Consider the following 22,482-nt stretch of genomic DNA (forward strand, 5'->3'; position numbering starts at 1 on the left):
ACCCTTGTAGTATTGGATTTCTAACCAGCAGCCGTGAACCGGCTGGGGGACAATGTCAGGTGGGGAGTTTGACTGGGGCGGTCGCCTCCGAAAGGGTATCGGAGGCGCTCAAAGGTTCCCTCAGAATGGTTGGAAACCATTCGAAGAGTGCAAAGGCAGAAGGGAGCTTGACTGCGACACCGACGGGTGGAGCAGGTACGAAAGTAGGACTTAGTGATCCGGTGGTATAAAGTGGGATTGCCATCGCTCAACGGATAAAAGCTACCCTGGGGATAACAGGCTTATCACTCCCAAGCGTTCACATCGACGGAGTGGTTTGGCACCTCGATGTCGGCTCATCGCATCCTGGGGCTGAAGTAGGTCCCAAGGGTTGGGCTGTTCGCCCATTAAAGCGGTACGCGAGCTGGGTTCAGAACGTCGTGAGACAGTTCGGTCCCTATCCGGCGTGGGCGTAGGATATTTGAGAGGAGCTGCCCTTAGTACGAGAGGACCGGGGTGGACTGGCCGCTGGTGGATCTGTTGTATTACCAAATGCATAGCAGAGTAGCCAAGCCGGGACGGGATAAACGCTGAAGGCATCTAAGCGTGAAGCCCCCCTCAAGATGAGATATCCCATAACGTCAAGTTAGTAAGACCCCTTGAAGACGACGAGGTAGATAGGGCAGAGGTGGAAGTGCGGTAACGCATGGAGCTGACTGTTACTAATAGGTCGAGGGCATAACCAAGCAAGGTGATAGGAAATGGATGATTCTTTGTATGCAGTTTTGAAGGTACAATATATCTTCAATATGGCCCAGTGGCTCAGTTGGTTAGAGCGCCGCCCTGTCACGGCGGAGGTCGAGAGTTCGAGTCTCTTCTGGGTCGTTTAAGATGGGGTCTTAGCTCAGCTGGGAGAGCATCTGCCTTACAAGCAGAGGGTCACAGGTTCGAGCCCTGTAGGCCCCACTTATTAAATAAGGATGGATTCCCGAGTGGCCAAAGGGGGCAGACTGTAAATCTGTTGGCAACGCCTTCGAAGGTTCGAATCCTTCTCCATCCATTTGAGTACCGTAAGGACTCAGTTAAGTTGCCGATGTGGCTCAATTGGCAGAGCAGCTGATTTGTAATCAGCAGGTTATCGGTTCGAGTCCGATCATCGGCTTTCTCTTATGAGAAGAATTTAATATCGCGGGGTGGAGCAGTCTGGAAGCTCGTCGGGCTCATAACCCGAAGGTCGTAGGTTCAAATCCTGCCCCCGCAATTTAGACTTTTAAGTCTTATGCCCAGATAGCTCAGTTGGTAGAGCAGAGGACTGAAAATCCTCGTGTCGCTGGTTCGATTCCGGCTCTGGGCATTTTCGTTGCCAAGAGTAATGAAATAATTGAATACGGGCGTGTAGCTCAGTTGGTAGAGCACTTGACTTTTAATCAAGTTGTCCGGGGTTCGAATCCCCGCACGCTCATTGTAGAACAAGCGATTTTGCTTGTTCTTTTTGTTATATTAACTTATATTTTGATTACACCTATGCTATGCAAAAGATTCAGCACAGACATAATATGTGAAAAAGTCTGAAATATGTTGGAATATTTATTTGAATCGGAAATAGATGTGGATAACATCTAATTTACAACACAGGTATACAGAAGATATAATAAAAGCGAAAGTGATACGGATAGAAATAAATTGGAAGGATAAGCATTTGCAGAAAAATTTATGGAATACTTATATGAAAAATTAGAAGCATATGGGAAGTCGGATTATTATGGGTTTCATATGCCTGGGCATAAACGTAATTCGGATGTTACACGAGCGAATTTACCATATGGAATTGATATTACAGAGATTGAAGGATTTGATAATCTTCATCATGCGGAGGAGATCATCAGGGAAGCGGAAGTCAGGGCAGCGTCCATGTATCATGCAGAGGAGACGCACTATTTGATTAATGGGAGTACTGCGGGTATTTTAAGTGCGGTAATGGGATGTACTAAAAAAGGCGGAAAGATTTTAATGGCAAGAAACTGTCATAAGTCGGTCTATCATGCTGTTTTTTTAAATGAATTGCGTCCGGTATATATTTATCCGGAATTTGATGAGACAATGGAACTGAATATGGCTGTGTCTCCTGAGAAAATTGAGAGGTTATTAGAGGAACATAAGGAGGTTCAGGCTGTGGTATTGACATCACCGACATATGACGGGGTGTTGTCGGATATTGAGAGGATTTCTGAAATTGTACATCAGAAAAAAATTCCGTTGATTGTGGATGAGGCACACGGAGCACACTTTGGATTTCACCCTTATTTTCCGGAGAATGCAAATACAAAGGGAGCAGATGTTGTAATACACAGTCTGCATAAAACACTTCCGGCATTGACGCAGACAGCACTGATTCACTTGAATGGGACACGGATCGATCGAAGGAAGATTCGGAATTATCTGCATATTTTTCAGACAAGCAGTCCTTCTTATGTGTTGATGGCAAGTATGGATGAATGTCTGAGGACGGTGGCAGAGCAGGGGGATGTGTTGTTTGAGACTTATGTGAAGAATCTGGAAAGCAAAAGGGGAGAGTTGAAAAAATTAAAGCATATCAGATTGATGGAGACAGAAGAATTCGACAGATCCAAACTGGTGCTGTCTGTAAAAGATACGATTCTTAAGAAAGAGAATCGAGTGTTTACAGGGAAAATGTTATATGAGAGATTGCTTTTAGAATATCATCTGCAGATGGAAATGGCTGCAGGATCTTATGTGATTGCCATGACTTCGATTGGAGATACAAAAGAAGGAATGGATCGGCTGCTCAGTGCTTTGTTTGAGATTGATGAGGAATTGGAAAAAAAGTCAGAGGAAGAGAAAAGGTATTATCTGCCCCGTCAGGAACAGGTCTTCACGAGCTTTGAGGTAGAAGGAATGCGAAGAATGGAAACAGTAAGGAGCATGAGCTGGCAGGAGTCAGCGGGGTTTATTTCCATGGAATATGCGTATTTGTATCCGCCGGGAATTCCGCTGATCGTTCCGGGGGAACGGATCACTAAGGAAACAGCTGCAATGTTAGTAGATTATCAGAACAAAGGGTTTTCTGTGGAAGGAATGAATGTGGAAAACTATATCGAGGTGTTGATAAATGAGTAAAATTTTTTATATTATGGGGAAAAGTTCTTCCGGAAAAGATACGATTTATAAGAAAATAAGAGAAAAACTGCCGCAGTTAAAGCGGATTACTCCTTATACGACCCGACCGATCAGGGAAGGGGAGACCGATGGTGTGGAATATTTTTTTGTGGACGAAGAAAGGCTGAACGAACTTAAGGAGAAGGAACGTGTCATAGAAGTACGTTCTTATAATACAAAGTGTGGAATATGGACATATTTTACAGCAGATGACGGGCAGATTGATCTCCAGAAGTATGATTATCTTGTGATAGGGACTCTGGAATCTTATTATGGGATGCGGGAGTATTTTGGAGAAGAACAGCTGATTCCGATTTACATTGAGGTAGAGGACGGGCTGAGGCTGGAGAGAGCGCTTTGCAGGGAACGACAGCAGAAGGAACCCAAATATGCGGAGATGTGCAGACGTTTTCTGGCAGATGCAGAGGATTTCTCCGAAGAGAATTTGAAAAGAGCAGGCATTGTAAGGAGATTTGAAAATCTGAAGATGGAAAAATGTCTGAGTGAAATTACAGAGTTGATTCGGGAAGAAATGACTTCGCTTTAAAAGAAAACAGGAAAAAGATAAAAAGAGAAGCAGGCGGGCAGATTTGCCGTTTGTTTCTCTTTTTTTGCTTTACAAGGGTTTAACTTGCAATTGAAGTGATATTAAAAAAGGAACGTTATAATGACGAACGTGCCATTAAGAAAGGAAACAGTTTGATGTTAAAGAAAGTAATAAAAGAGGCATTCCCTACCGTACTGGCGTTTACCATGTCAGGAATGTACAGCATTGTGGATGGGATTTTTGTAGGAAAGGCAGCGGGAGATACAGGGCTTGCAGCGATCAATATTGCGTGGCCGATCCCGGCACTGATCACTGCGCTCGGAATTGGAATCGGAACGGGAGGAAGTGTTTTGTACTCTCATTACAGAGGGCGGGGAGAGCAGAAGGTATGTGAAAATTTGTTTGAGCTTACAATGACACTTCTGATCGGTACAGGTATACTTGCAACGATTTTGCTGTCTCTGGTACAGAAACCGTTTTTAGAAATTTTGGGAGCTGCGGGAAGTGTTCAGACGGAAGCAATCAAGTATACGGCGATCATTATTGCCGGAAGTATCCTTCAGGTGGCAGGAACCGGAATCATGCCTCTTTTGAGAAATATGAATCAGTCGCTGGGAGCAATGCTCAGCATGGCGGCAGGATTTGCAGTCAATATTCTGGTGAACTATTATCTGATGTTCCGATTGAATATGGGAATCAAGGGAGCCGCATTTGGAACGGTGACGGCGCAGGCCGTGGTAGTTATGGCAGGATGTGCGATCCTGTGGAAAACAGGTTATCGAAAATGGAGACCGTTGTGGCACAGACAATATGCTGCAGATATTTTCAAGATTGGAATCACGGCATTTGGAACATCACTTGCGCCGACAGCGGCACTTATTTTTACAAATCTGCAGTGTCTTCGTTATGGTGGAAATGCAGCGGTGGCGTGTTATGCGGTTATTTCTTATATTGTATTTCCTGTTCAGTATTTTCTGACAGGAATCGGAGAAGGTGTACAGCCTCTGATTAGTTTTTATCATGGTGCGAAAAAGGAGATGGAGGTAAGAGCAGTAAAAAGAATCGCTTACACCGCAGAAATTATTTTTGGAATCACGGCGGCAGCAGTTACGATTTGTATGATTCCGTATATTGGAGGATGGTTTGGTCTGTCAGCAGAGTCAAAGCAGTGCTTTTCTTCGGGGATGCTGATCAGTTCATTTGCATTTCTGTTAACGGGAACGGCAAAGTTGAATGTATCCTGTCTCAATGCAGTCATGCAGACGAAAAAAGCGGTGTTCATGACTTATATAGAAAGCCTGGCAGTTTCGCCAATCTGTTTGTTTTTGCTTCCGGCTGTCTGGGATATCAGAGGAATCTGGCTGGCGCTCCCGGTAACGGCAGGCATTATGACAGGGATTTACGGGTTGATAAGAAAGGATAGAAAAAATGAAGAATAAAGTAAAATTCAGGCAACTGGGCAGTGTGACTCTTTTTGTTCTGCCGGCATTAATTCCTCTGATCGTATTTTGGATTTATCCGATCCTGCGATCTGTCTATATTAGTTTCACAGACTGGGATTATATGACTCCGGACTACAATTTTGTATTTTTTGATAATTTTATTTCGTTGTTTCAGGATGCCAGATTTTACGATGCACTTTGGAACACAGTTGTGTTTACATTGGGAACGCTGATTCCGACGATCGTACTTGGTCTGATGCTGGCTCTTTTGATGCAGAAAGCATTTAAAGGAAGCGGGATCATCAAATTTATTTTGTTTTCGCCATGGATCACGCCGACTGTTGCAGTGTCGATCGTATGGACCTGGATCTACGATCCGAATACGGGAATTGCAAATACGGTAATGAGATTTCTGCATCTCCCCGAATTACAGTGGATTAAAAGTTCAGACACAGCAATGCTCGCTGTGATCATTGTGACTGTGTGGAAGAGTCTGGGATATGCGATGATCTTTTATCTTTCCGCATTGGAAAAGGTTCCGAAAGAGTTGTACGAGGCAAGCGGGCTGGATGGAGCAAAAAGGTGGCAGAGATTCCGGGATGTTACGATTCCGTGTATTTCTCCGACTACGTTTTTCCTGGTAATTATTACGATGGTAACTTCACTGCAGGCATATGATCAGATTCAGATTCTGACTCAGGGAGGTCCGTCCGGAAGCACAAGAACCTTGCTGTATATGTATTATCAGCTTGGATTTGAAGAGTTTAACATGGGGCAGGCAACTGCGGTGGCGATTGTGATGATTATAATCACCGTAGTATTATCGGCAGTACAGTTCGGTGCATCGAAAAAATGGGTGCATTATTAGAAAGAAGGACAGATTATGAAGATAAGAACAGGAATCGAAAAACTCGGAAAAGGAATGATTTTACTGATCTTCAGTATTTTCACAATCTTTCCGTTTGTATGGATGATTTTAAGTGCACTGAAAACAAAGGCGGAGATTATGGATGTCCGTTCATTTTTTCCGGCAGAATTCCAGTGGCATAACTTTTACCAGGTCATTTTTGAATCACCGCTTCTTCGATATGTCGGCAACAGTTTGTTTGTATCAGTGATCACGCTGGCGCTGCAGATCGTAACAGGTGCGATGATCGCCTATGCGATTGTTTTTATGAATTTTAAAGGCAAGAAAGCGTTGTTTGCAGTCATCATGGGAACTTATATGCTTCCGACAGCAGCAACATATATTCCGAGCTATATTATTCTGGCAAACTGGAATCTGCTGAACACGTTTACAGGGCTGATCATTTCCAACTGTGTCAGCATTTTCGGAATCTTTCTGCTTCGACAGGCATTTATGCAGGTTCCAATGGGACTAATCGAGGCAGCAAGAATCGACGGGGCAAGCTCCTGGAAGATTTTGTGGCGGGTCGTGTGTCCGATGACAAAATCTTCGTTCATCACATTTGGACTGATGAACTTTATTACCTGCTACAACAGTTATATGTGGCCTTCTCTAATCACAGATGCGGATGAGAAGATGATGGTGTCACAGGGATTGAGAAAATTCTTTATAGAAGGCGGTGCTTATGGAACAGAATGGCCCCTGGTCATGGCAGGAAGTACATTGATCGTACTGCCGCTTCTGATTCTGTTTGCATTTACGCAAAAGTGGTTTATCAATGGAATCGGCGGAGATACGGGTATGAAAGGATAATTCCTTTTTTACATAAAGAAAGCAAAGAAAAAATGACATACGATGCATGAAGGAGAAAAAAGAAAATGAAAAAGAGAATTGTATCAGCATTATTAGTTTGTGTACTTGGAATGTCCCTGGTGACAGGATGTGGAAACAATGCAAAGGCTGCAGAAACGACAAAGACGGCAGATGGAAAAATTCAGTTGGATCTCTGGTATTCCGGGGGAAAAACAGCAGTCAATGTATTTCAGGACATTGTAGATGCATTCAATGAGTCTCAGGACAAATATGAAGTTAAGACAACAACACAGGCGGATTATACAGAGACTTATGAAAAACTGCAGGCAGGGATTGCAGGAAAGAAAGCTCCGGACATGGCACTTCTGGATACAGATAAATCCAGAAATCTTTCTGAAAAAAATCTGGTTGCAGACATCAATGAGTATGTAGAAAAAGATGATTCCTTTGAAAAAGATGATTATCTGCCGGTATTTTATGAGCAGGGGGAGGATGAGAACGGAAAATTGTTTGCACTGCCTGCATATGGTACAACACAGGTGATGTACTACAATAAAGCGGCATTTGAAAAAGCGGGAATTGACCCGGCAACGATCAAGACCTGGCAGGATCTTGCAGCGGCAGCAGAGAAAATGACAGCTTCTGATGGTTCCTTTGTGGGCTGGGAGCCAATGTGGGGCTCAGGAAATCTGATTGATGCAGCACTCAGCAACGGAGCCTCTCTTCTGAGTGAGGATGGGAAAAAAGTGATGATCAATTCAGACGAATGGGTAGAGGTATGGGAGAGCTTCCGTACATGGATTCACGATGACAAGATCATGAAAGTAAATTCCGGTGGACAGGGCTGGGAATACTGGTACACGACGATTGACGACGTTCTGCAGAATAAAGCAGGCGGTTATACAGGTTCTTCCGGAGATCAGGCAGATCTGGACTTTAGCATTGTGGGAGCCATGGAACAGCCTGGATTTAACGACAACCCTTCAGCACCAACGGCAGATGCACTGCAGCTTGTGATGCTTCAGAATTCTTCTGATGAAGAAAAAGAAGGTGTTTATGAGTTTATGAAATATTTTACAACTCCGGAAAATCAGGCAAAATGGTCCATGGGCACAGGATATGTGGCAGTACGTGAGTCTACACAGGAAGTAGAAGAGTTTAAGTCTTATGCAGAAGAAAATCCTCAGGCACTGGTTCCGCTTCAGCAGGCATCTCACGGAACACCGGCTCTTCAGGATCCGACAGGAGGAAAGATTCTGGATGCCCTGTCAATTGCAGCGGATAAGGTAGAGTTGGAAAACGTACCTGCACAGGAAGCTCTGGATGAAGCACAGAAAACAGCACAGGAAGCATTGGATGCATTATAAAATGAGAGATCAGATTAGATTTAAAATCGGAAAAGAAGAAAAAAATATTCAGGAAAAATGGATTGAAATTCCAGAAGGAACAGAACACATTCAGATGATGATAGAAATGCCCGAAGAATTTCGGTATATGGCATTCTTGTTTCTGGAAGATCCCAAAAAAGAAATTCGGTTTCAGAAGCTGCTGGGATATGGGCAGCAGAACCCGGGAATCGGAAAAAGTACAAAAGATACAACGATAGGAGGTGTTCCGGGAGAGATTTATCCCGGAACATGGAAAATCGGAATCGGTATTTTTACAGAATATGTTGCGCAGAAGCTGGGAGAACAAACCGGAGAAATTGTACTGACAGTTTCGGACCGGAAAGATGTGGTTTCTGATCCGATCGGCGGAGAATGCTGGGGGGAAAACGGACTTCATGTCTCGGAAAAAAGCTATCGTTGGGAGAACGTATTTTGTCCGGAATCCGGATGGTATAAGGGTGATTTTCATACGCATACGAGGTTGTCTGACGGAAAAGAGACGATCGGGCATGCTTCTGAAAGAGCAGAGGAAAGCGGTTTGGATTTTTATGTGCCGACAGAACATAATCTGATGCATACCGGCTGGTGTAAGACTTCACTCTGTGTGCTTCCCGGAATTGAGGTAACGACAGATAAAGGACACATGAATCTGTTTGGAATTACGGAAATGCCGGAGAAAATTCTGGAGATCGTGAAGCATAACGGAGAAGAGGTCATAGATACGTATATGGATCAGACGATAGCACAAGCAAAACAAAAAGGATGGATTCGCAGTATCAATCATCCGTTTCTGACCATCTGGAAGTGGCAGTTTGAAAATACAGACCTGCGGGATATCAACTGTATGGAGATCATCAATGATCCGACGTATCCGGATGGACCAGGATCTAATGATATGGCAATTCGTTTTTTGGATCAAGTATGGAATGAAGGAATTCGTGTGTTCGGAGTGGGAGGAAGTGATTCTCACAATCTGGAGGATGAATTTTATGAAGGGGCAAGCCTTCCGTCTGCGGTGGGAGATCCCGCAACATGGGTATTTTGTGACGGATTAAGTCCGAAAAATCTGATGAATGCAGTAAGGCAGGGACATCTGTGTGTGACCAGATTCTGCAAAATAGAGCCAAAAATCAAGGTGGATGGTCAGAACTGTCTTCCGGGAGATGAGATCACTGCAAAGAAGTGTGAGATTACATATCGGGCGGAAATTTTGGGACTGACAGAAGAACCGGAAGCATTTCTTGTGATGAATGGAAATTATGTGGAACTGTCGGTCAGTTCGTCTGAAAACGGAAAATATCATGTAGAGACACACTTGATTCTGGAAAATACTTCCTGGCAGTGGATCAGACTGGAAGTCAGAACAAAGAAAAAAGAATTTCTGGGATATGTAAATCCGGTATTTCGAGGAAAGAAAGAGCCGGAGAGGACCACTTTCGGAGAAATCAAAGGAGAGACAGAAGGTTTAACAGATGATTAAAGGAATTTTATTTGATAAAGATGGAACTCTGATTGACTTTTTTTCCTTATGGCTGGGTGCGGCAAAAGCGGTCGTAATACAGTTTTTAAAAGAAAATGAGCTTTCGGAGGAAGTAAAGGAACGTGTGTTTTATGCTATGGGAATCGAGAATGGAGAAATCGATCCTTATGGCGGGCTTGCGTATAAGTCCTATTCAGAAATTGCTCTGGATATTACGGATGAACTTTCAAGGGAGCAGATTTATCTGGACAGCCGAAAAGTGAGGATGCAGCTGGAGCGGCTGTTTGCTGAATATGTGACGGAAAGTCAGGCACAGTATGTGGAAACAGCGGACATTAAAGCAGTCCTTGATTCGCTGAAACAGAGAAACATTTGGATCGGACTTGCAACAGCAGATACTGTGCCGTCTGCAAAAAACTGTCTGAAACGGCTGGAGGTACTGGAAAAATTTGATTATGTGGGAGCGGATGATGGTGTCCTGCGCCCGAAACCGGAAGCAGATATGTTTCTGGAATTTCAGAAAAAATTCGGACTGAAGCCGCAGGAAATCGCAGTGGTTGGAGATACATATAATGACATTCGTTTTGCAAGAGAAAACGGGGGAGTTGCCATTGGTGTTTTAAGCGGAGTGAGTCAGGAAGCAGATTTTTGCGGGGAAGCAGATTATATATTAAATTCTGTGGGAGAACTTCCGCAATTATTGGAACAGATATAGATATTAAGGAGGCATTGCTGTGGCTGAGATTCAGTTGAAACATGTATATAAAAAATATGAAGACAAAGTAGTTGCGGTACAGGATTTTAATCTTAAGATCAAGGATCAGGAGTTTGTGATTTTCGTAGGTCCTTCCGGATGTGGAAAATCGACAACGCTGCGGATGATCGCAGGATTGGAGGAAATATCCGACGGGGAGCTTCTGATCGATGGAAAAATGATGAATCAGGTACAGTCATGCGACAGAGATATTGCAATGGTGTTTCAGAATTATGCACTGTACCCGCATATGACCGTATTTGAGAATATGGCATATAGCCTCCGGCTGAAAAAGGTACCGAAAAAAGAATGCAGACAGAAGGTGGAGGAAGCGGCAAAGATTCTTGGACACGAAGGGGTTCTGGACAGAAAGCCGGGAGAACTTTCGGGCGGGCAGAAGCAGAGAGTGGCAATGGGACGTGCAATTGTACGGAATCCAAGAATTTTCCTGATGGATGAGCCATTGTCCAATCTGGATGCAAAATTAAGAACACAGATGAGGGCGGAGATACTGAGGTTGTACCAGAAGCTGAAAACGACGTTTATTTATGTGACGCATGATCAGACAGAGGCGATGACACTTGGAACAAAGATTGTAGTGATGAAAGACGGAGTGATTCAGCAAGTCGCATCACCGGAAGAACTTTACAACTGTCCGGCAAATACATTTGTGGCAGGTTTTATCGGAATGCCGCCTATGAATTTCTTTCAGGGGAAATGCTGCAGAGGCGGAGAATATGGAACCTATCTTCAGATTGGAGATTTTGCGGTCAATCTGACAGAAGAAGATGCCGAACGAGTTTTCCGAAAGGGATATATGGGTGAGGTGATCACAGTAGGTGTGCGTCCGGAAGATCTGGTACTTACAGAGGAAGGAACAGAGCATGAGGTTCTGGTGTATGAAATGCTCGGTGCAGAAACCTATCTTTATTTTACATACGAAGGGAAGGATGTGGCATTGAGGACAAATGCAGACACACCATATAGACGGGGAGACAGGATTTCTTTTTGTCTCAGAAATGATAAACTGCACTTGTTTGACGGTGACACCGGGATCAGAATATAAGAAAGACGGCGGAAGGAGACTTCTGCTGTTTTTTTTGTGCAATTGCAGGAATCTGGGTATATCTTACATCAAAATTATGCTATACTGAAACAGTAACCGAAGGAATTCAAGAAAAGACAGCAGGTGATGATATGAGCAGTTTTAAAGACGTGGTTGGACACAAAAATATAATACAGTATATTGAAAATGCGGTAAAAACAGATAAGGTTTCCCATGCATATATTTTGAATGGGGAAAAAGGTTCCGGAAAACGACTTCTGGCAAATTTGTTCGCTATGAGCCTGCAGTGTCAGAACCGGGATGAAGACGGAGACGCATGCGGAAAGTGCCAGTCCTGCAAACAGGCAGCATCGAATAATCAGCCGGATATTATCAGGGTGACACACGAAAAACCAAATACGATCAGTATTGATGACATCAGAGAGCAGATCAACAATGATATTGTGATCAAGCCATACAGCAGCAAATATAAGATCTATATTGTACCAGATGCAGATATGATGAGTGTACAGGCGCAGAATGCGCTGTTGAAGACGATCGAGGAGCCGCCGGCTTATGCGGTGATCCTGCTTCTGACAGAGAATGCGGAGATTCTTCTTCCGACGATCCGTTCCAGATGTGTAATGCTGAAGCTGAGAAATATCAAAGATCAGCTGATCAAAAAATATCTGATGGAACAGATGGAGATTCCGGATTATAAAGCAGATGTGTGCGTGGCGTTTGCGCAGGGGAATATGGGACGTGCGATCATGCTTGCGACATCAGAGCATTTTAATGAGATCAAGGAAGAGGCAGTTCATCTGCTGCGTGAGATCAATGACATGGATGTGGATGCGCTGGAGGCAGCCGTAAAACGAGTGGTTTCTTATAAGATGAATATCACAGACTATCTGGATGTGATCTCGGTATGGTATCGGGATGTGCTGATCTATAAAGCCACAAAGAATGTGGATCAGGTCGTATTTTCTGATCAGCTCAGATTTATCAAGGACCGGGCAAGCAAGAGCTCTTACGAGGGAATCGAGAATATTCTGGACGGAATTGAAAAGGCAAAGGCCAGACTAAAAGCAAATGTCAATTTTGAACTGACGATGGAATTGCTTTTATTGACAATAAAGGAGAACTGATAGAATGACAAAAGTGATTGGAGTAAGGTTTCGGACAGCCGGAAAAATCTACTATTTTTCACCGGGAAAGTTTGAGATCAAACAGGGAGACCACGTGATTGTGGAGACTGCGCGCGGTGTAGAGTATGGAAAGGTTGTGATCGGAACCAGAAAAGTAAAAGATCAAGAGGTGATACAGCCGCTGAAGTCTGTCATTCGGATCGCCACAGAGCAGGATCAGAAGACAGAAGAGAAAAATAGAGAGAAAGAAAAGGAAGCATTTCAGATTTGTCTGGAAAAGATCAGAAAGCATGGTCTGGAGATGAAACTGATCGATGCGGAATATACATTTGACAACAATAAAGTGCTGTTTTATTTCACAGCAGACGGGCGTATCGATTTCCGTGAGCTGGTAAAAGATCTTGCAGCAGTATTTCGCATTCGGATCGAGCTGCGTCAGATCGGTGTAAGAGATGAGACGAAGATCCGGGGCGGAATCGGAATCTGCGGAAGACCATTATGCTGTCACACGTATTTGTCCGAGTTTGCTGCGGTTTCCATTAAGATGGCAAAAGAGCAGAATCTGTCCCTGAATCCGACCAAGATTTCCGGAGTGTGCGGAAGGCTGATGTGCTGTCTGACGAACGAGGAAGAGACTTATGAAGAATTAAACAGCCAGCTTCCGTCAGTAGGAGATACGGTTACGACTTCAGATGGATTGACAGGAACGGTCCATTCCTTAAGTGTTCTGAGAAAACTGGTGAAAGTAGTTGTAAATCTGGAAAACGATGAAAAAGAAATCAGGGAATATCAGGCGGAAGAATTAAAATTCCGTCCGCGTAAGCGAAAAGCGAAGGTCTCAAAAGAAGAGATGCGCAAGCTCGCGGAACTGGAAAAGGGAGAAGGAGCGTCAAGATTAGATGACAAATAATTTAAAATCCGGAGAGCGTCTGGATGATCTGCAGCTTAATGGGCTTCAGATTATCCAGGATCCGGAACGATTTTGTTTTGGGATTGATGCGGTGATGCTTTCTGATTTTGCCAAGGTCAAACCGGGGGAGAAGGTTCTGGATCTGGGAACCGGAACCGGGATCTTACCGATTTTATTGTCTGCAAAGACCCGGGGAGAGCATTTTATCGGACTTGAGATTCAAAAAGAAAGTGCTGATATGGCGCGAAGAAGTATAGAGTGGAATCATCTGCAGGAAAAAATTGAGATTGTGCAGGGAGATATCAAAGAGGCGGCAGCGTTATTCAAGCCGACTTTTTTTGATGTGATCGTGACCAATCCACCGTATATGCTGAATCAGCATGGTCTGCAGAATCCGGGAGATGCCAAAGCGATCGCACGGCATGAGATTTTATGTACTCTGGATGATATTTTACGAGAGAGCAAACAATTACTTGCGGACGGGAAAGGGCGGTTTTATATGATACACAAACCGTTTCGTCTGGCAGAGATTCTGACGAAGATGAGTGAATATAAGATCGAACCGAAGCGGATCCGATTTGTGCATCCTTATATTGATAAGGAACCTACGATGGTGCTGATCGAAGGTCTTCGAGGCGGAAAACCGAGGGTAACGATCGAACCGCCTATAATTATGTATACCCGGTGAGGGTGAGAGAAAGGAAACAGCATGACAGGAACGTTATATTTGTGTGCAACTCCAATCGGAAATCTGGAGGATATGACTTTTCGTGTGATCCGTACACTCAAAGAAGTGGATCTGATCGCAGCGGAGGATACAAGAAACAGTATCAAGCTGTTAAATCATTTTGAGATACAGACACCAATGACCAGTTATCACGAATACAATAAATACGAAAAAGGAAGAAAGCTGGTAGAAAAGCTGTTGGAAGGACAGAATATCGCTTTGATCACAGATGCCGGAACGCCCGGAATTTCGGATCCCGGAGAGGAACTCGTGAAGATGTGCTATGAATCCGGAATTTCGGTAACATCTCTTCCGGGGGCAGCAGCCTGTATTACGGCGCTGACAATTTCCGGGCTGTCTACCAGACGATTTGCATTTGAAGCATTTTTGCCATCGGATAAAAAAGAGCGGGAACAGATTTTAAAGGAGATGGAGACTGAAACGAGGACTATGATCGTATATGAAGCACCTCATCGTCTTGTAAAGACTCTGAAATTGTTTCTGGAGCGGCTTGGAAACCGGAAGATTACCGTATGCCGGGAGTTGACAAAACGTCATGAGACAGCTCTTGCAGTGACTTTGGAAGAAGCAGTGGCTCATTATGAGGCAAATCCTCCAAAAGGGGAATGTGTTCTGGTGATCGAGGGGAAGAGCCGGGAAGAAGCCCGGGAAGAGGAGAGAAAACAGTGGGAAGAAATGACCATTGAAGATCACATGGAAGTATACACAAAACAGGGAATGGATAAGAAATCAGCAATGAAAGCTGTCGCAAAGGACAGGGGAGTGTCCAAGCGGGATATTTACCAATATCTGGAAAGCAGAAAATAAAAAAGAAACGCAGGAATCAGGAAAGATTTCTGCGTTCCTTTTTTGTACGATGAGCTTATGTGATTCAGATTTTTTTGATATCCACAATCTCTCCGTCTCTCATGGAGATTACTTTTTGTCCTGCAATCTCAGTTTCTCCCCGCTTGTTAGTTACATAGAGGACTGTAATGCCAAGCTCTTTGTTGATGCGCCGGATATCACGCATCATTTCTTTTCTGCGATGTTCGTTCTGTCGGGCAAAATCTTCATCGACCAGAAGGACTTTTGGTTTGCATACAACAGCACGTCCAAGTGCAACGCGTTGTTTCTGCGCCTCATTGATCACCCGGATCTTTTTCTCAAGAATGTCCGTGATATTGAAAAAATGTGCTGCCATTTTCACACGGCTGTCAATAATCTGCCGCGGAAGATTGCGAAGGCGCAGTCCAAGCGCGATATTGTCATACACGTTTAAGTGAGAATAGAGCTGATAATTCTGAAACGCCATGGCAAGACTACGGTCACGGGGCAGAATATCGTTGAGCAGATCTTTTCCGAGATAGATTTCACCGGATGTAATATCCTCCATACCACCGATCATGCGAAGTATGGTGGATTTTCCGCAGCCGCTTGGTCCGAAAAAGGTAACAAACTCTCCGTCTTCTATATGCAAAGAAAGATTTTTGACAGATACAAATCCGTTGGGATATGTCTTGTTCAGATTTTCAAGAGTAATACTCGCCATCAGAACACCTCCTTATGTCTAACATCAGTGTACCATATTCAAACCTGCAAAACAATCTATTGCAGCATGAATTGAGACAGGACCACGCTGGCTGCAAGTCCGGCGAAGGTGGCAATCAGCGCTCCAGTCAGTGTGTAGCGGGAGTTTTTGATCTTTGCGGTCATGAAATAGACACTCATAGTATAAAAGATGGTCTCTGTACAGGACATGGAAATGGATGCGATCAGTCCGATCAGAGAATCCGTACCAAACTCTTTATAGAGATCCAGAAGAAGTCCGGTAGCGGCTGAGGAAGAAAACATTTTGACAACCGTAAGAGGAACCAGTTCTCCGGGAAATCCAATGGCAGCAGTAAACTGCCCGATACAGGAGGAAATCATCTCCAGAAACCCGGAAGCGCGGAGAATACCCACTGCCACCATAAGTCCGATGAGTGTGGGCATGATCTTGAGAACGGTTAAAAATCCGTTTCGGGCACCTTTGATGAAATGTTCATAGACGTTGATCTTCATCAGAAGTCCATAGACGATGATGGCAAGGATCAGAAACGGGACAATAAAATTGGTGAGGTAGAGAAAAAGATTCATGGCTGACTCCAAAATAAAATCAGATTTTTAAATCTATATGCGGTTTCAGAGAATAACATCCCTCAAGAACTCATAAGATAAAACAAAATCGATTTTGGGAGTTTGCCATGTCAGATCGTTTGCGAAAGAGCACAAAAAAGCAAGTCATCTCGATCATTCTTGTTCTTACTTTGCTGTTGTCTGTGATATTGTCAGGATGTCACGGGCAGTCTTCAGAAATCCAGAATAAAAAGTTCAGAAAGTTTACCGAAACCTTATTTTGTCAGGAAGTGGCGTCAAATACGGTCAGTCTGCATTATACACTCAAAGATCCCGGTCAGTATGGGATTCAGGATTCCCCGGTTACATTCGGATATTTTAATACGGATAAAGGAACCCGAAAAATTTCCACAGAAAATACACAGGCGGCATTGAAACGATTTTCCTATCGGAAATTATCAAGGGAAAACAGGCTTACATATGATGTGTTGGATTATTATCTGGAGTTATCTAAAAAAGAAAGTGATTATCTGCTGTATGAAGAGCCCATGGGGACAGTCAGCGGTGTGCAGACACAGATTCCGGTACTGTTGTCAGAATATCAGTTTCAAAGCAAAGAAGATGTGGATGCTTATCTGGAGTTGATGAAAACAACACCCGATTATTTTAATTCCCTGATCGCATTTGAACAGGAAAAGGCACAAAAAGGGCTTTTTATGGCAAGCTATACGGCGGACACCGTAATTGAACAGTGTCAGGCATTCATTGATATGGGAGACTCCAACTATCTGATTTCCACGTTTGTTGATCGGATCCAGAAGCTTACAGATCTGTCCGAATCGGAGAAAAGTGATTATATCCAGAAAAATGCATATATGCTGCAGACCTATGTGTTGCCGGCCTATCAGCAGCTGATTAAAACCGTGGTGGAGTTGAAAGATTCCGGTAAGAACGAAGAAGGACTCTGTTATCTGCCAAACGGAAAAGAATATTATGAACTGACAGTGCAGGCGTCCACAGGATCTGCAAGAACAGTTCCTCAATTACAGAAACTGACAAAGAATCAAATGAAAGATGATCTGGCGGCAATGAAAGCTGTGATCGGACTGACAGCAGAACAGGCAAAGGAAACAGCAGTGATGGAATCTACCGATCCAAAAGAAATATTAAACAGCCTGAGTCTGGATATTCAGAAGACGTTCCCAAAACTTCCCCAGACGAGTGTAGAAGTAAAATATGTGCCAAAAGCCATGGAAGCACATCTAAGTCCGGCATTCTATATGATACCGGCATTGGATGACACAGAAGAAAATGTCATCTATGTCAATCAGGCCCAGATGGGTAATAAGCTGACACTGTATACAACACTGGCCCATGAGGGGTATCCGGGGCATCTGTATCAGACGGTTTATTACGCATCGACAAAGCCGGATCCACTGCGCAGTATTTTCAATTTTGGCGGATATGTAGAAGGCTGGGCAACGTATGCGGAAATGGGTTCCTACTATCTGGCAGATTCTCTTACCAGAGAGCAGGCGGTTCTGCTTCAGAAAAACAGTTCCATTTTGCTGGCATTGTATGCGCTGGCAGATATGGGCATTCATTATGATGGGTGGAATCGGATGGATACTGTAAAATTTTTCAAAGAATATGGAGTCGGAAGTGCGGAGATCGTAAATCAGATTTATGATCTGATCATTGGATCTCCGGGAAATTATCTGAAGTATTATATCGGCTATGTAGAATTTCTGGAATTAAAGAAAAAATGGGTCGAAAAAAAAGGCGAGAATTTTTCCCAGAAAGAATTTCATAAGGCAGTACTGGATGTAGGACCGGCACCGTTTGAACTGGTAGAAAAATATATGTGGCAGGGAGAAAAATAAAAGATGTTGAATTATCTGTGGGCAGGAATGATTATAATCGGAATCATATATGGTGCATTCACCGGAAAAATGCCCGATATCACGAATGCAGCTCTGGATTCTGCAAAAGATGCAGTAACCTTGTGTATTACAATGGTGGGAGTGATGGCATTCTGGATGGGAATCATGGAAATTGCGTCCCGGGCGGGAATTATTGAGATGGCATCGAAAAAAATGAGACCGCTGATCCGATTTTTGTTTCCTGATATTCCGAAAGAGCATCAGGCGAATCAGTATATTACAACAAACTTTATTGCAAATTTTCTGGGGCTTGGCTGGGCGGCAACGCCTGCCGGACTTCAGGGAATGCAGGCACTGGCCGAATTAGAACAGGAAAGAAGGATGAAAAGAGCGCCGGGAAAGGCAAGAAAGCCCGGCGTGGCATCCAATGAAATGTGCACATTTCTGATCATGAATATCTCTTCGCTGCAGTTGATCCCGATCAATGTGATCGCCTACCGGAGTCAGTATGGAAGTGTGAATCCGGCGGCAATTGTAGGTGCGGGGATTGTGGCGACAACAGTGAGTACGCTGGCCGGGATGGTGTATTGTAAGATTATGGACAGGAAGAGATAAGTCCGATCCGGGCATACTCGATCAATTCTTCTTCCACGCGTTTCATCACTTCTTTTGTCTCCGGATTGGTATAAGGGATCCTGGCAATGATTTTGGGAATATAGTTTTGCTCTTCGATGATATCCAGACTTTCCCGGAAGTTAATATCATAAAAATAAGCAAGATAAGAAATCCAGTAATCCATCGGTGTTACCCGGTCAGAGGACAGGATACATTCATGACGTAAAATAGAATCTCTTACTTTTGGAGAAATCGCAGAGGCGCCTGTTTCCTCTGCGGAAGTATCCATAAAAGTTTCCAGTCTGTCTTCCAGTTTTACACGGCAGTTGTCCAGTTTATCGGCATCCCGGATGATCTTTGCATGAAGTAAAGTACGTGCATCGGAAATTCCATCCAGCTTAAAATCACTGTGTTTGGCAATGGAAATACGGATGATTTCGTCAAAATCTGATTCTGGAATAAAGTTACGGATCAGATTTTGATGAGGCGCATTGTCGAACAGAATTTTGACTCCGTAAGCTGCGTGATCCATCGTGTCAGGGAGAAAACTGTCAAATTGCTTCAACTGTTCAAAACGTCCGATATCATGCAGCAGTGCGATCATCTTGGCGAGGGACGTATCTTCCTCAGATAATTTCATACGGGCGGCAATATCGGCACTTTCTTTGACAACACCGTAGGTATGTACGATTTTTAGACAAATTTTGTCATTGTGGCAGTCGTAGTCTTTTAAATAATTGTTGAATTGGGTTTTGGCGGTATAAAAATCCATAAAAGTGGCACTCCTTACAAATTACGTTGTTCTTCTAACTGTTTCTTAAGCTGCTCAAGTTCTTTTTCTTTTTGTTGCAAAAGAACTTCCTGAGATGCAAGCAACTCATTTTTTTGAGCAATAGTATTCTGTTGTTCATCGATCGTATCCTACATTTGATCGATCATGTACTGCACGGTATTCTTATCCAATATTTGTAATTCTTTTGAAAACAATCCCATAACTTTCTCCACATTCCTGCAAAGCTCATAAATCTCCCGGTACATAGGAATAAACTTCGGATATTGTTTGATTAGCTGGACGATCATTTCCGGATTATCCTCGCTGAGAAATGTGAGCCACGCATCTAAATCGTTTTTGATACCTTATCGGACAAAGTCCGCCCGCCGCAGGCATGTATTACGGGATGCCTAGATGGGTATACCTTTATTGTGACGGGTTTCCCGATAGATGTCAAGTGGGATGAAAACGAATTCCTGCCGGCAATATTTAGGGGGTACATCTTCAAAAAAGATTATGGTATAATAATACTCTTATAAGAAACCAAGTCAGGAAATGACATTTTATAGCAAAGGAGGCAGAGGATGCTGCGTGTAGCTGTTGTAGAAGATGAAACTGAATATCGTGGATTGATACAGGAGATGGTGGGCAGATATGCAAAGGAATATGATCTCCAGATTCAGACTACAGCATTTCCGGACGGCAGAGAGCTGGTTCAGAATTATCACAAATTTGACATTCTTCTGATGGATATCGAAATGCCTCATCTCAATGGTATGGAGGCGGCTCAGAAGATACGGGAACTGGATAAGGAGGTAGTGATTGTTTTTATCACGAATATGGCGCAGTATGCGATCAAGGGCTACGAAGTAGATGCGCTGGATTTCATTTTAAAACCGCTCAACTATTATACCTTTTCCATGCGTTTTACAAGAGCTGTGGGAAGAGTGAAAAACCGGGAAGGAAAAAGGATCTGTCTGAATCTTCCGGATGGGGCGAAATTTCTGGACAGCAGAGAGATCTATTATGTAGAGATCCAGAACCGGATGCTCCACTATCACACGAAAGCAGGAGTATTTACGATTCGCGGAGCATTAAAGGACGTGCAGGAAGAGCTGGAAGACTGGCATTTTGCAAAATGCAATCAGTGTTATCTGGTGAATTTGAAGTATGTTTCCGAAATCAGAAAAAACATTGCGGTTGTGAGTGGAGATGAGCTGGAAATCAGCAGGAGAAACAGACCTGCATTTCTGAGTGCAGTGGTAGATTTTCTGGGAGGCTGATGCAGGAAAGGGAAGAGGGAAACGATGAGTGAAAATCTAAAGCTGGGAATGGAGAGCCTGTGGTATGGGATTAATTTATGGATATCCTGTTTGGTGTTTCTGCTTCCGCTGAGAAGAAAGACACATTTTAAAGTCAGACTGATTCTGTCGGGAGCAGTATGTGTTTTAATTCTGTCCGGAGTATATTATTTGATAGAAAATCTTACAGACTGGAGCTACTGGGGGCAGGTGCCCCTTTTATTTATCACGTATTTTAGTGCGGTTCTGATTTTTTACAGTTGTGTGAAGGGCAAGGGATTTGGCCTCTGGTATTGTGGTGTATGGGGAACGATGACATTTTTGCTGGTACTGGAAACCAGCTATGTACTTTGCAGTCCACTGCTGGGAGATTTGGGAAACTGGCTTTTGAAAATTTTATTTTCGGTGGCAGTAAATGTGGCCATAGGACTGACACTGGCTCGCTGGATGCCGGAAAAGGGGCAATATCAGATTGGCCCGAGACAGATGGTTTCTGCATGGGTGTTTTGTATTATGTCAGAAAATTTGTTTATTTACGCAAAGGTCGATCCGGGGGCTGCTTTATTCAACATTGTGTTGCAGTTTTATTGTATCACCTTATTGTATCTGCAAAGTGCATTGTTTAAAAAGAGCAGTATGAGAAAAGAGCTGGAAACCATTCAGCTTCTCTGGCATCAACAAAAAGGGCAGTATCAGCTGTCCAAAGAGACGATAGAGCTGATCAATCACAAATGTCATGATCTGAAGCATCAGGTACAGGCGATACGTGCTGTCAAAGATGAAAAAGAGAGGGAAACATATCTCGAAAAAATTGAAAAATCCGTGCAGATCTACAGTGCTATTGTGAGAACAGGAAATGAAATTCTGGATACCATTTTGACAGAAAAAAGTCTGATCTGTGAAAATAGCGGGATTCATATCAACTGTGTGGCAGATGGATCTCTGCTGGCTTTTATGAATCCGGTAGATTTGTATACATTGTTTGGAAATGCTCTGGATAACGCAATTGAAGCGGTGAGAAAGCTGGAAAGCAAAGAAAAAAGAGTGATTGATATCATGCTGTACGAAAGACAAAGCTTTCTGATGCTGCAGATAGTCAATCCGATGTGCGGAGAAGTGAAGTTTGAGGATGGACTTCCGCTTACGACAAAGGCGAAGAACGGATATCACGGATATGGAATGAAGAGCATGCTCCATACCATTCAAAAATATGAGGGACATTTGACAACAGAGGTAAAAAATGGATGTTTTTATTTCAACGTTATGCTTCCTCTTGAAAGAGATTCCAACAAAAAGTAGAAGAGACACAAAGGGTCTGGTCAGTGAGCCAGGCTCTTTTTTGTAAAAAATTTACCCACTTACTCCATAAGAAATACCACCTGAACAAAAACGGTTGTATTTGCAAATTATTGCAGATATAATCATTTCGAAATAAATTGAGAAGTGTAAGAAATAACAAAAAACATGGAGTAATTA

Annotated in this window: 21 protein-coding genes, 7 tRNA genes and 1 rRNA gene (1 of these 29 cut by a window edge); 25 read left to right on the forward strand and 4 right to left on the reverse strand. The window is 43.4% G+C overall.

What is annotated here, in order from left to right:
- From FXV78_RS06285 to rsmI, 21 genes are all read left to right on the forward strand, one after another.
- Window positions 1–725: ribosomal RNA gene (locus tag FXV78_RS06285) — 23S ribosomal RNA — on the forward strand; it begins 2,167 nt to the left of the window's first position.
- A 65-nt stretch (window positions 726–790) separates the two neighbouring features.
- Window positions 791–864 (forward strand) — tRNA-Asp (locus FXV78_RS06290).
- A gap of 8 nt (window positions 865–872) precedes the next feature.
- Window positions 873–945 (forward strand) — tRNA-Val (locus tag FXV78_RS06295).
- A gap of 12 nt (window positions 946–957) precedes the next feature.
- Window positions 958–1,039, forward strand: a tRNA-Tyr gene (locus FXV78_RS06300).
- A gap of 29 nt (window positions 1,040–1,068) precedes the next feature.
- Window positions 1,069–1,141, forward strand: a tRNA-Thr gene (locus FXV78_RS06305).
- 25 nt (window positions 1,142–1,166) lie between these two features.
- A tRNA-Met gene (locus tag FXV78_RS06310) sits at window positions 1,167–1,240 on the forward strand.
- Between the two features lie 20 nt (window positions 1,241–1,260).
- Window positions 1,261–1,333 (forward strand) — tRNA-Phe (locus tag FXV78_RS06315).
- 35 nt (window positions 1,334–1,368) lie between these two features.
- Window positions 1,369–1,441 (forward strand) — tRNA-Lys (locus FXV78_RS06320).
- A gap of 251 nt (window positions 1,442–1,692) precedes the next feature.
- Window positions 1,693–3,117 carry an aminotransferase class I/II-fold pyridoxal phosphate-dependent enzyme gene (locus tag FXV78_RS06325; protein ID WP_004844778.1) on the forward strand — a complete coding sequence of 475 codons (1,425 nt, stop codon included), beginning with the start codon at window positions 1,693–1,695 and terminating at the stop codon, window positions 3,115–3,117.
- On the forward strand, window positions 3,110–3,703 hold the full coding sequence (locus tag FXV78_RS06330; protein WP_004844779.1) for a nucleoside/nucleotide kinase family protein: 594 nt from the start codon (window positions 3,110–3,112) through the stop codon (window positions 3,701–3,703). The genes FXV78_RS06325 and FXV78_RS06330 overlap by 8 nt, the downstream gene beginning before the upstream one ends.
- A gap of 155 nt (window positions 3,704–3,858) precedes the next feature.
- Window positions 3,859–5,142 (forward strand): MATE family efflux transporter, encoded by a 1,284-nt coding sequence (locus tag FXV78_RS06335; RefSeq protein WP_039960210.1) that lies wholly within the window; start codon window positions 3,859–3,861, stop codon window positions 5,140–5,142.
- Window positions 5,132–6,013 carry a carbohydrate ABC transporter permease gene (locus tag FXV78_RS06340; protein ID WP_004844781.1) on the forward strand — a complete coding sequence of 294 codons (882 nt, stop codon included), beginning with the start codon at window positions 5,132–5,134 and terminating at the stop codon, window positions 6,011–6,013. The genes FXV78_RS06335 and FXV78_RS06340 overlap by 11 nt, the downstream gene beginning before the upstream one ends.
- A 15-nt stretch (window positions 6,014–6,028) precedes the next feature.
- Complete coding sequence (locus tag FXV78_RS06345; RefSeq protein ID WP_004844782.1) at window positions 6,029–6,865, forward strand: carbohydrate ABC transporter permease; 837 nt, start codon at window positions 6,029–6,031, stop codon at window positions 6,863–6,865.
- 65 nt (window positions 6,866–6,930) lie between these two features.
- The gene (locus FXV78_RS06350) at window positions 6,931–8,232 is read left to right on the forward strand and encodes an ABC transporter substrate-binding protein (protein ID WP_004844783.1); all 1,302 of its coding nucleotides are present in this window, start codon (window positions 6,931–6,933) and stop codon (window positions 8,230–8,232) included.
- A 1-nt stretch (window position 8,233) separates the two neighbouring features.
- Window positions 8,234–9,733, forward strand: coding sequence for a CehA/McbA family metallohydrolase (locus FXV78_RS06355; RefSeq protein ID WP_225084493.1), 1,500 nt, complete (start codon window positions 8,234–8,236; stop codon window positions 9,731–9,733).
- A complete protein-coding gene (locus tag FXV78_RS06360) occupies window positions 9,726–10,448 on the forward strand; it encodes an HAD family hydrolase (protein WP_004844785.1) in 723 nt (240 codons plus the stop codon). The genes FXV78_RS06355 and FXV78_RS06360 overlap by 8 nt, the downstream gene beginning before the upstream one ends.
- 19 nt (window positions 10,449–10,467) lie before the next feature.
- Complete coding sequence (locus FXV78_RS06365; protein ID WP_004844786.1) at window positions 10,468–11,553, forward strand: ABC transporter ATP-binding protein; 1,086 nt, start codon at window positions 10,468–10,470, stop codon at window positions 11,551–11,553.
- Between the two features lie 131 nt (window positions 11,554–11,684).
- On the forward strand, window positions 11,685–12,680 hold the full coding sequence (holB, locus tag FXV78_RS06370) for a DNA polymerase III subunit delta' (RefSeq protein ID WP_004844788.1): 996 nt from the start codon (window positions 11,685–11,687) through the stop codon (window positions 12,678–12,680).
- Between the two features lie 4 nt (window positions 12,681–12,684).
- A complete protein-coding gene (locus tag FXV78_RS06375; protein WP_004844789.1) occupies window positions 12,685–13,590 on the forward strand; it encodes a PSP1 domain-containing protein in 906 nt (301 codons plus the stop codon).
- Window positions 13,580–14,278, forward strand: a complete 699-nt coding sequence (locus tag FXV78_RS06380; protein WP_004844790.1) for a tRNA1(Val) (adenine(37)-N6)-methyltransferase — start codon at window positions 13,580–13,582, stop codon at window positions 14,276–14,278. Before FXV78_RS06375 ends, FXV78_RS06380 begins: the two co-directional genes overlap by 11 nt.
- Window positions 14,279–14,299: 21 nt before the next feature.
- Window positions 14,300–15,145: a 16S rRNA (cytidine(1402)-2'-O)-methyltransferase gene (gene rsmI / locus FXV78_RS06385; protein ID WP_004844791.1), complete on the forward strand. Its 846-nt coding sequence runs from the start codon at window positions 14,300–14,302 to the stop codon at window positions 15,143–15,145.
- 64 nt (window positions 15,146–15,209) lie between these two features.
- Here rsmI and FXV78_RS06390 read toward each other — a convergent pair whose 3' ends face one another.
- Together FXV78_RS06390 and FXV78_RS06395 are read right to left on the reverse strand one after the other, a co-directional pair.
- Entirely contained in the window at window positions 15,210–15,869 is a 660-nt protein-coding gene (locus tag FXV78_RS06390; RefSeq protein ID WP_004844792.1) for an ABC transporter ATP-binding protein, read from the reverse strand.
- 56 nt (window positions 15,870–15,925) lie between these two features.
- Window positions 15,926–16,456 carry a spore maturation protein gene (locus tag FXV78_RS06395; RefSeq protein ID WP_004844793.1) on the reverse strand — a complete coding sequence of 177 codons (531 nt, stop codon included), beginning with the start codon at window positions 16,454–16,456 and terminating at the stop codon, window positions 15,926–15,928.
- A 107-nt stretch (window positions 16,457–16,563) separates the two neighbouring features.
- Between FXV78_RS06395 and FXV78_RS06400 the strand changes: the two genes are divergently transcribed.
- Both FXV78_RS06400 and FXV78_RS06405 read left to right on the forward strand, forming a co-directional pair.
- The gene (locus FXV78_RS06400; protein ID WP_004844794.1) at window positions 16,564–18,318 is read left to right on the forward strand and encodes a DUF885 domain-containing protein; all 1,755 of its coding nucleotides are present in this window, start codon (window positions 16,564–16,566) and stop codon (window positions 18,316–18,318) included.
- 3 nt (window positions 18,319–18,321) lie between these two features.
- Window positions 18,322–18,933 (forward strand): nucleoside recognition domain-containing protein, encoded by a 612-nt coding sequence (locus FXV78_RS06405; protein ID WP_004844795.1) that lies wholly within the window; start codon window positions 18,322–18,324, stop codon window positions 18,931–18,933.
- Here FXV78_RS06405 and FXV78_RS06410 read toward each other — a convergent pair.
- Window positions 18,914–19,705 (reverse strand): HD domain-containing protein, encoded by a 792-nt coding sequence (locus tag FXV78_RS06410; protein ID WP_004844796.1) that lies wholly within the window; start codon window positions 19,703–19,705, stop codon window positions 18,914–18,916. The two genes, FXV78_RS06405 and FXV78_RS06410, sit on opposite strands and share 20 nt — an antisense overlap.
- Window positions 19,706–19,854: 149 nt before the next feature.
- A complete protein-coding gene (locus tag FXV78_RS17825; protein ID WP_009245927.1) occupies window positions 19,855–20,013 on the reverse strand; it encodes a hypothetical protein in 159 nt (52 codons plus the stop codon).
- A gap of 276 nt (window positions 20,014–20,289) precedes the next feature.
- Here FXV78_RS17825 and FXV78_RS06415 point away from each other — a divergent pair, with 276 nt between their 5' ends.
- Window positions 20,290–20,988, forward strand: coding sequence for a LytR/AlgR family response regulator transcription factor (locus tag FXV78_RS06415; RefSeq protein WP_004844725.1), 699 nt, complete (start codon window positions 20,290–20,292; stop codon window positions 20,986–20,988).
- A gap of 24 nt (window positions 20,989–21,012) precedes the next feature.
- On the forward strand, window positions 21,013–22,305 hold the full coding sequence (locus tag FXV78_RS06420) for an ATP-binding protein (protein ID WP_004844726.1): 1,293 nt from the start codon (window positions 21,013–21,015) through the stop codon (window positions 22,303–22,305).
- The last annotated feature ends 177 nt before the right edge of the window (window positions 22,306–22,482 follow it).

Origin of the sequence: Mediterraneibacter gnavus ATCC 29149 (genome assembly GCF_008121495.1) — a bacterium.
Taxonomy (GTDB): Bacteria; Bacillota; Clostridia; order Lachnospirales; family Lachnospiraceae; genus Mediterraneibacter; species Mediterraneibacter gnavus.

Coding starts and splice junctions, on each gene's coding strand:
- FXV78_RS06420 (WP_004844726.1), top strand. CDS start 21,013: ATGAGTGAAAATCTAAAGCTGGGAATGGAGAGCCTGTGGTATGGGATT.
- FXV78_RS06335 (WP_039960210.1), top strand. CDS start 3,859: ATGTTAAAGAAAGTAATAAAAGAGGCATTCCCTACCGTACTGGCGTTT.
- FXV78_RS17825 (WP_009245927.1), bottom strand. CDS start 20,013: ATGATCGTCCAGCTAATCAAACAATATCCGAAGTTTATTCCTATGTAC.
- holB (WP_004844788.1), top strand. CDS start 11,685: ATGAGCAGTTTTAAAGACGTGGTTGGACACAAAAATATAATACAGTAT.
- FXV78_RS06395 (WP_004844793.1), bottom strand. CDS start 16,456: ATGAATCTTTTTCTCTACCTCACCAATTTTATTGTCCCGTTTCTGATC.
- FXV78_RS06415 (WP_004844725.1), top strand. CDS start 20,290: ATGCTGCGTGTAGCTGTTGTAGAAGATGAAACTGAATATCGTGGATTG.
- FXV78_RS06375 (WP_004844789.1), top strand. CDS start 12,685: ATGACAAAAGTGATTGGAGTAAGGTTTCGGACAGCCGGAAAAATCTAC.
- FXV78_RS06350 (WP_004844783.1), top strand. CDS start 6,931: ATGAAAAAGAGAATTGTATCAGCATTATTAGTTTGTGTACTTGGAATG.
- FXV78_RS06345 (WP_004844782.1), top strand. CDS start 6,029: ATGAAGATAAGAACAGGAATCGAAAAACTCGGAAAAGGAATGATTTTA.
- FXV78_RS06400 (WP_004844794.1), top strand. CDS start 16,564: ATGTCAGATCGTTTGCGAAAGAGCACAAAAAAGCAAGTCATCTCGATC.
- FXV78_RS06360 (WP_004844785.1), top strand. CDS start 9,726: ATGATTAAAGGAATTTTATTTGATAAAGATGGAACTCTGATTGACTTT.
- FXV78_RS06380 (WP_004844790.1), top strand. CDS start 13,580: ATGACAAATAATTTAAAATCCGGAGAGCGTCTGGATGATCTGCAGCTT.
- FXV78_RS06355 (WP_225084493.1), top strand. CDS start 8,234: ATGAGAGATCAGATTAGATTTAAAATCGGAAAAGAAGAAAAAAATATT.
- rsmI (WP_004844791.1), top strand. CDS start 14,300: ATGACAGGAACGTTATATTTGTGTGCAACTCCAATCGGAAATCTGGAG.
- FXV78_RS06325 (WP_004844778.1), top strand. CDS start 1,693: ATGGAATACTTATATGAAAAATTAGAAGCATATGGGAAGTCGGATTAT.
- FXV78_RS06390 (WP_004844792.1), bottom strand. CDS start 15,869: ATGGCGAGTATTACTCTTGAAAATCTGAACAAGACATATCCCAACGGA.
- FXV78_RS06410 (WP_004844796.1), bottom strand. CDS start 19,705: ATGGATTTTTATACCGCCAAAACCCAATTCAACAATTATTTAAAAGAC.
- FXV78_RS06340 (WP_004844781.1), top strand. CDS start 5,132: ATGAAGAATAAAGTAAAATTCAGGCAACTGGGCAGTGTGACTCTTTTT.
- FXV78_RS06330 (WP_004844779.1), top strand. CDS start 3,110: ATGAGTAAAATTTTTTATATTATGGGGAAAAGTTCTTCCGGAAAAGAT.
- FXV78_RS06405 (WP_004844795.1), top strand. CDS start 18,322: ATGTTGAATTATCTGTGGGCAGGAATGATTATAATCGGAATCATATAT.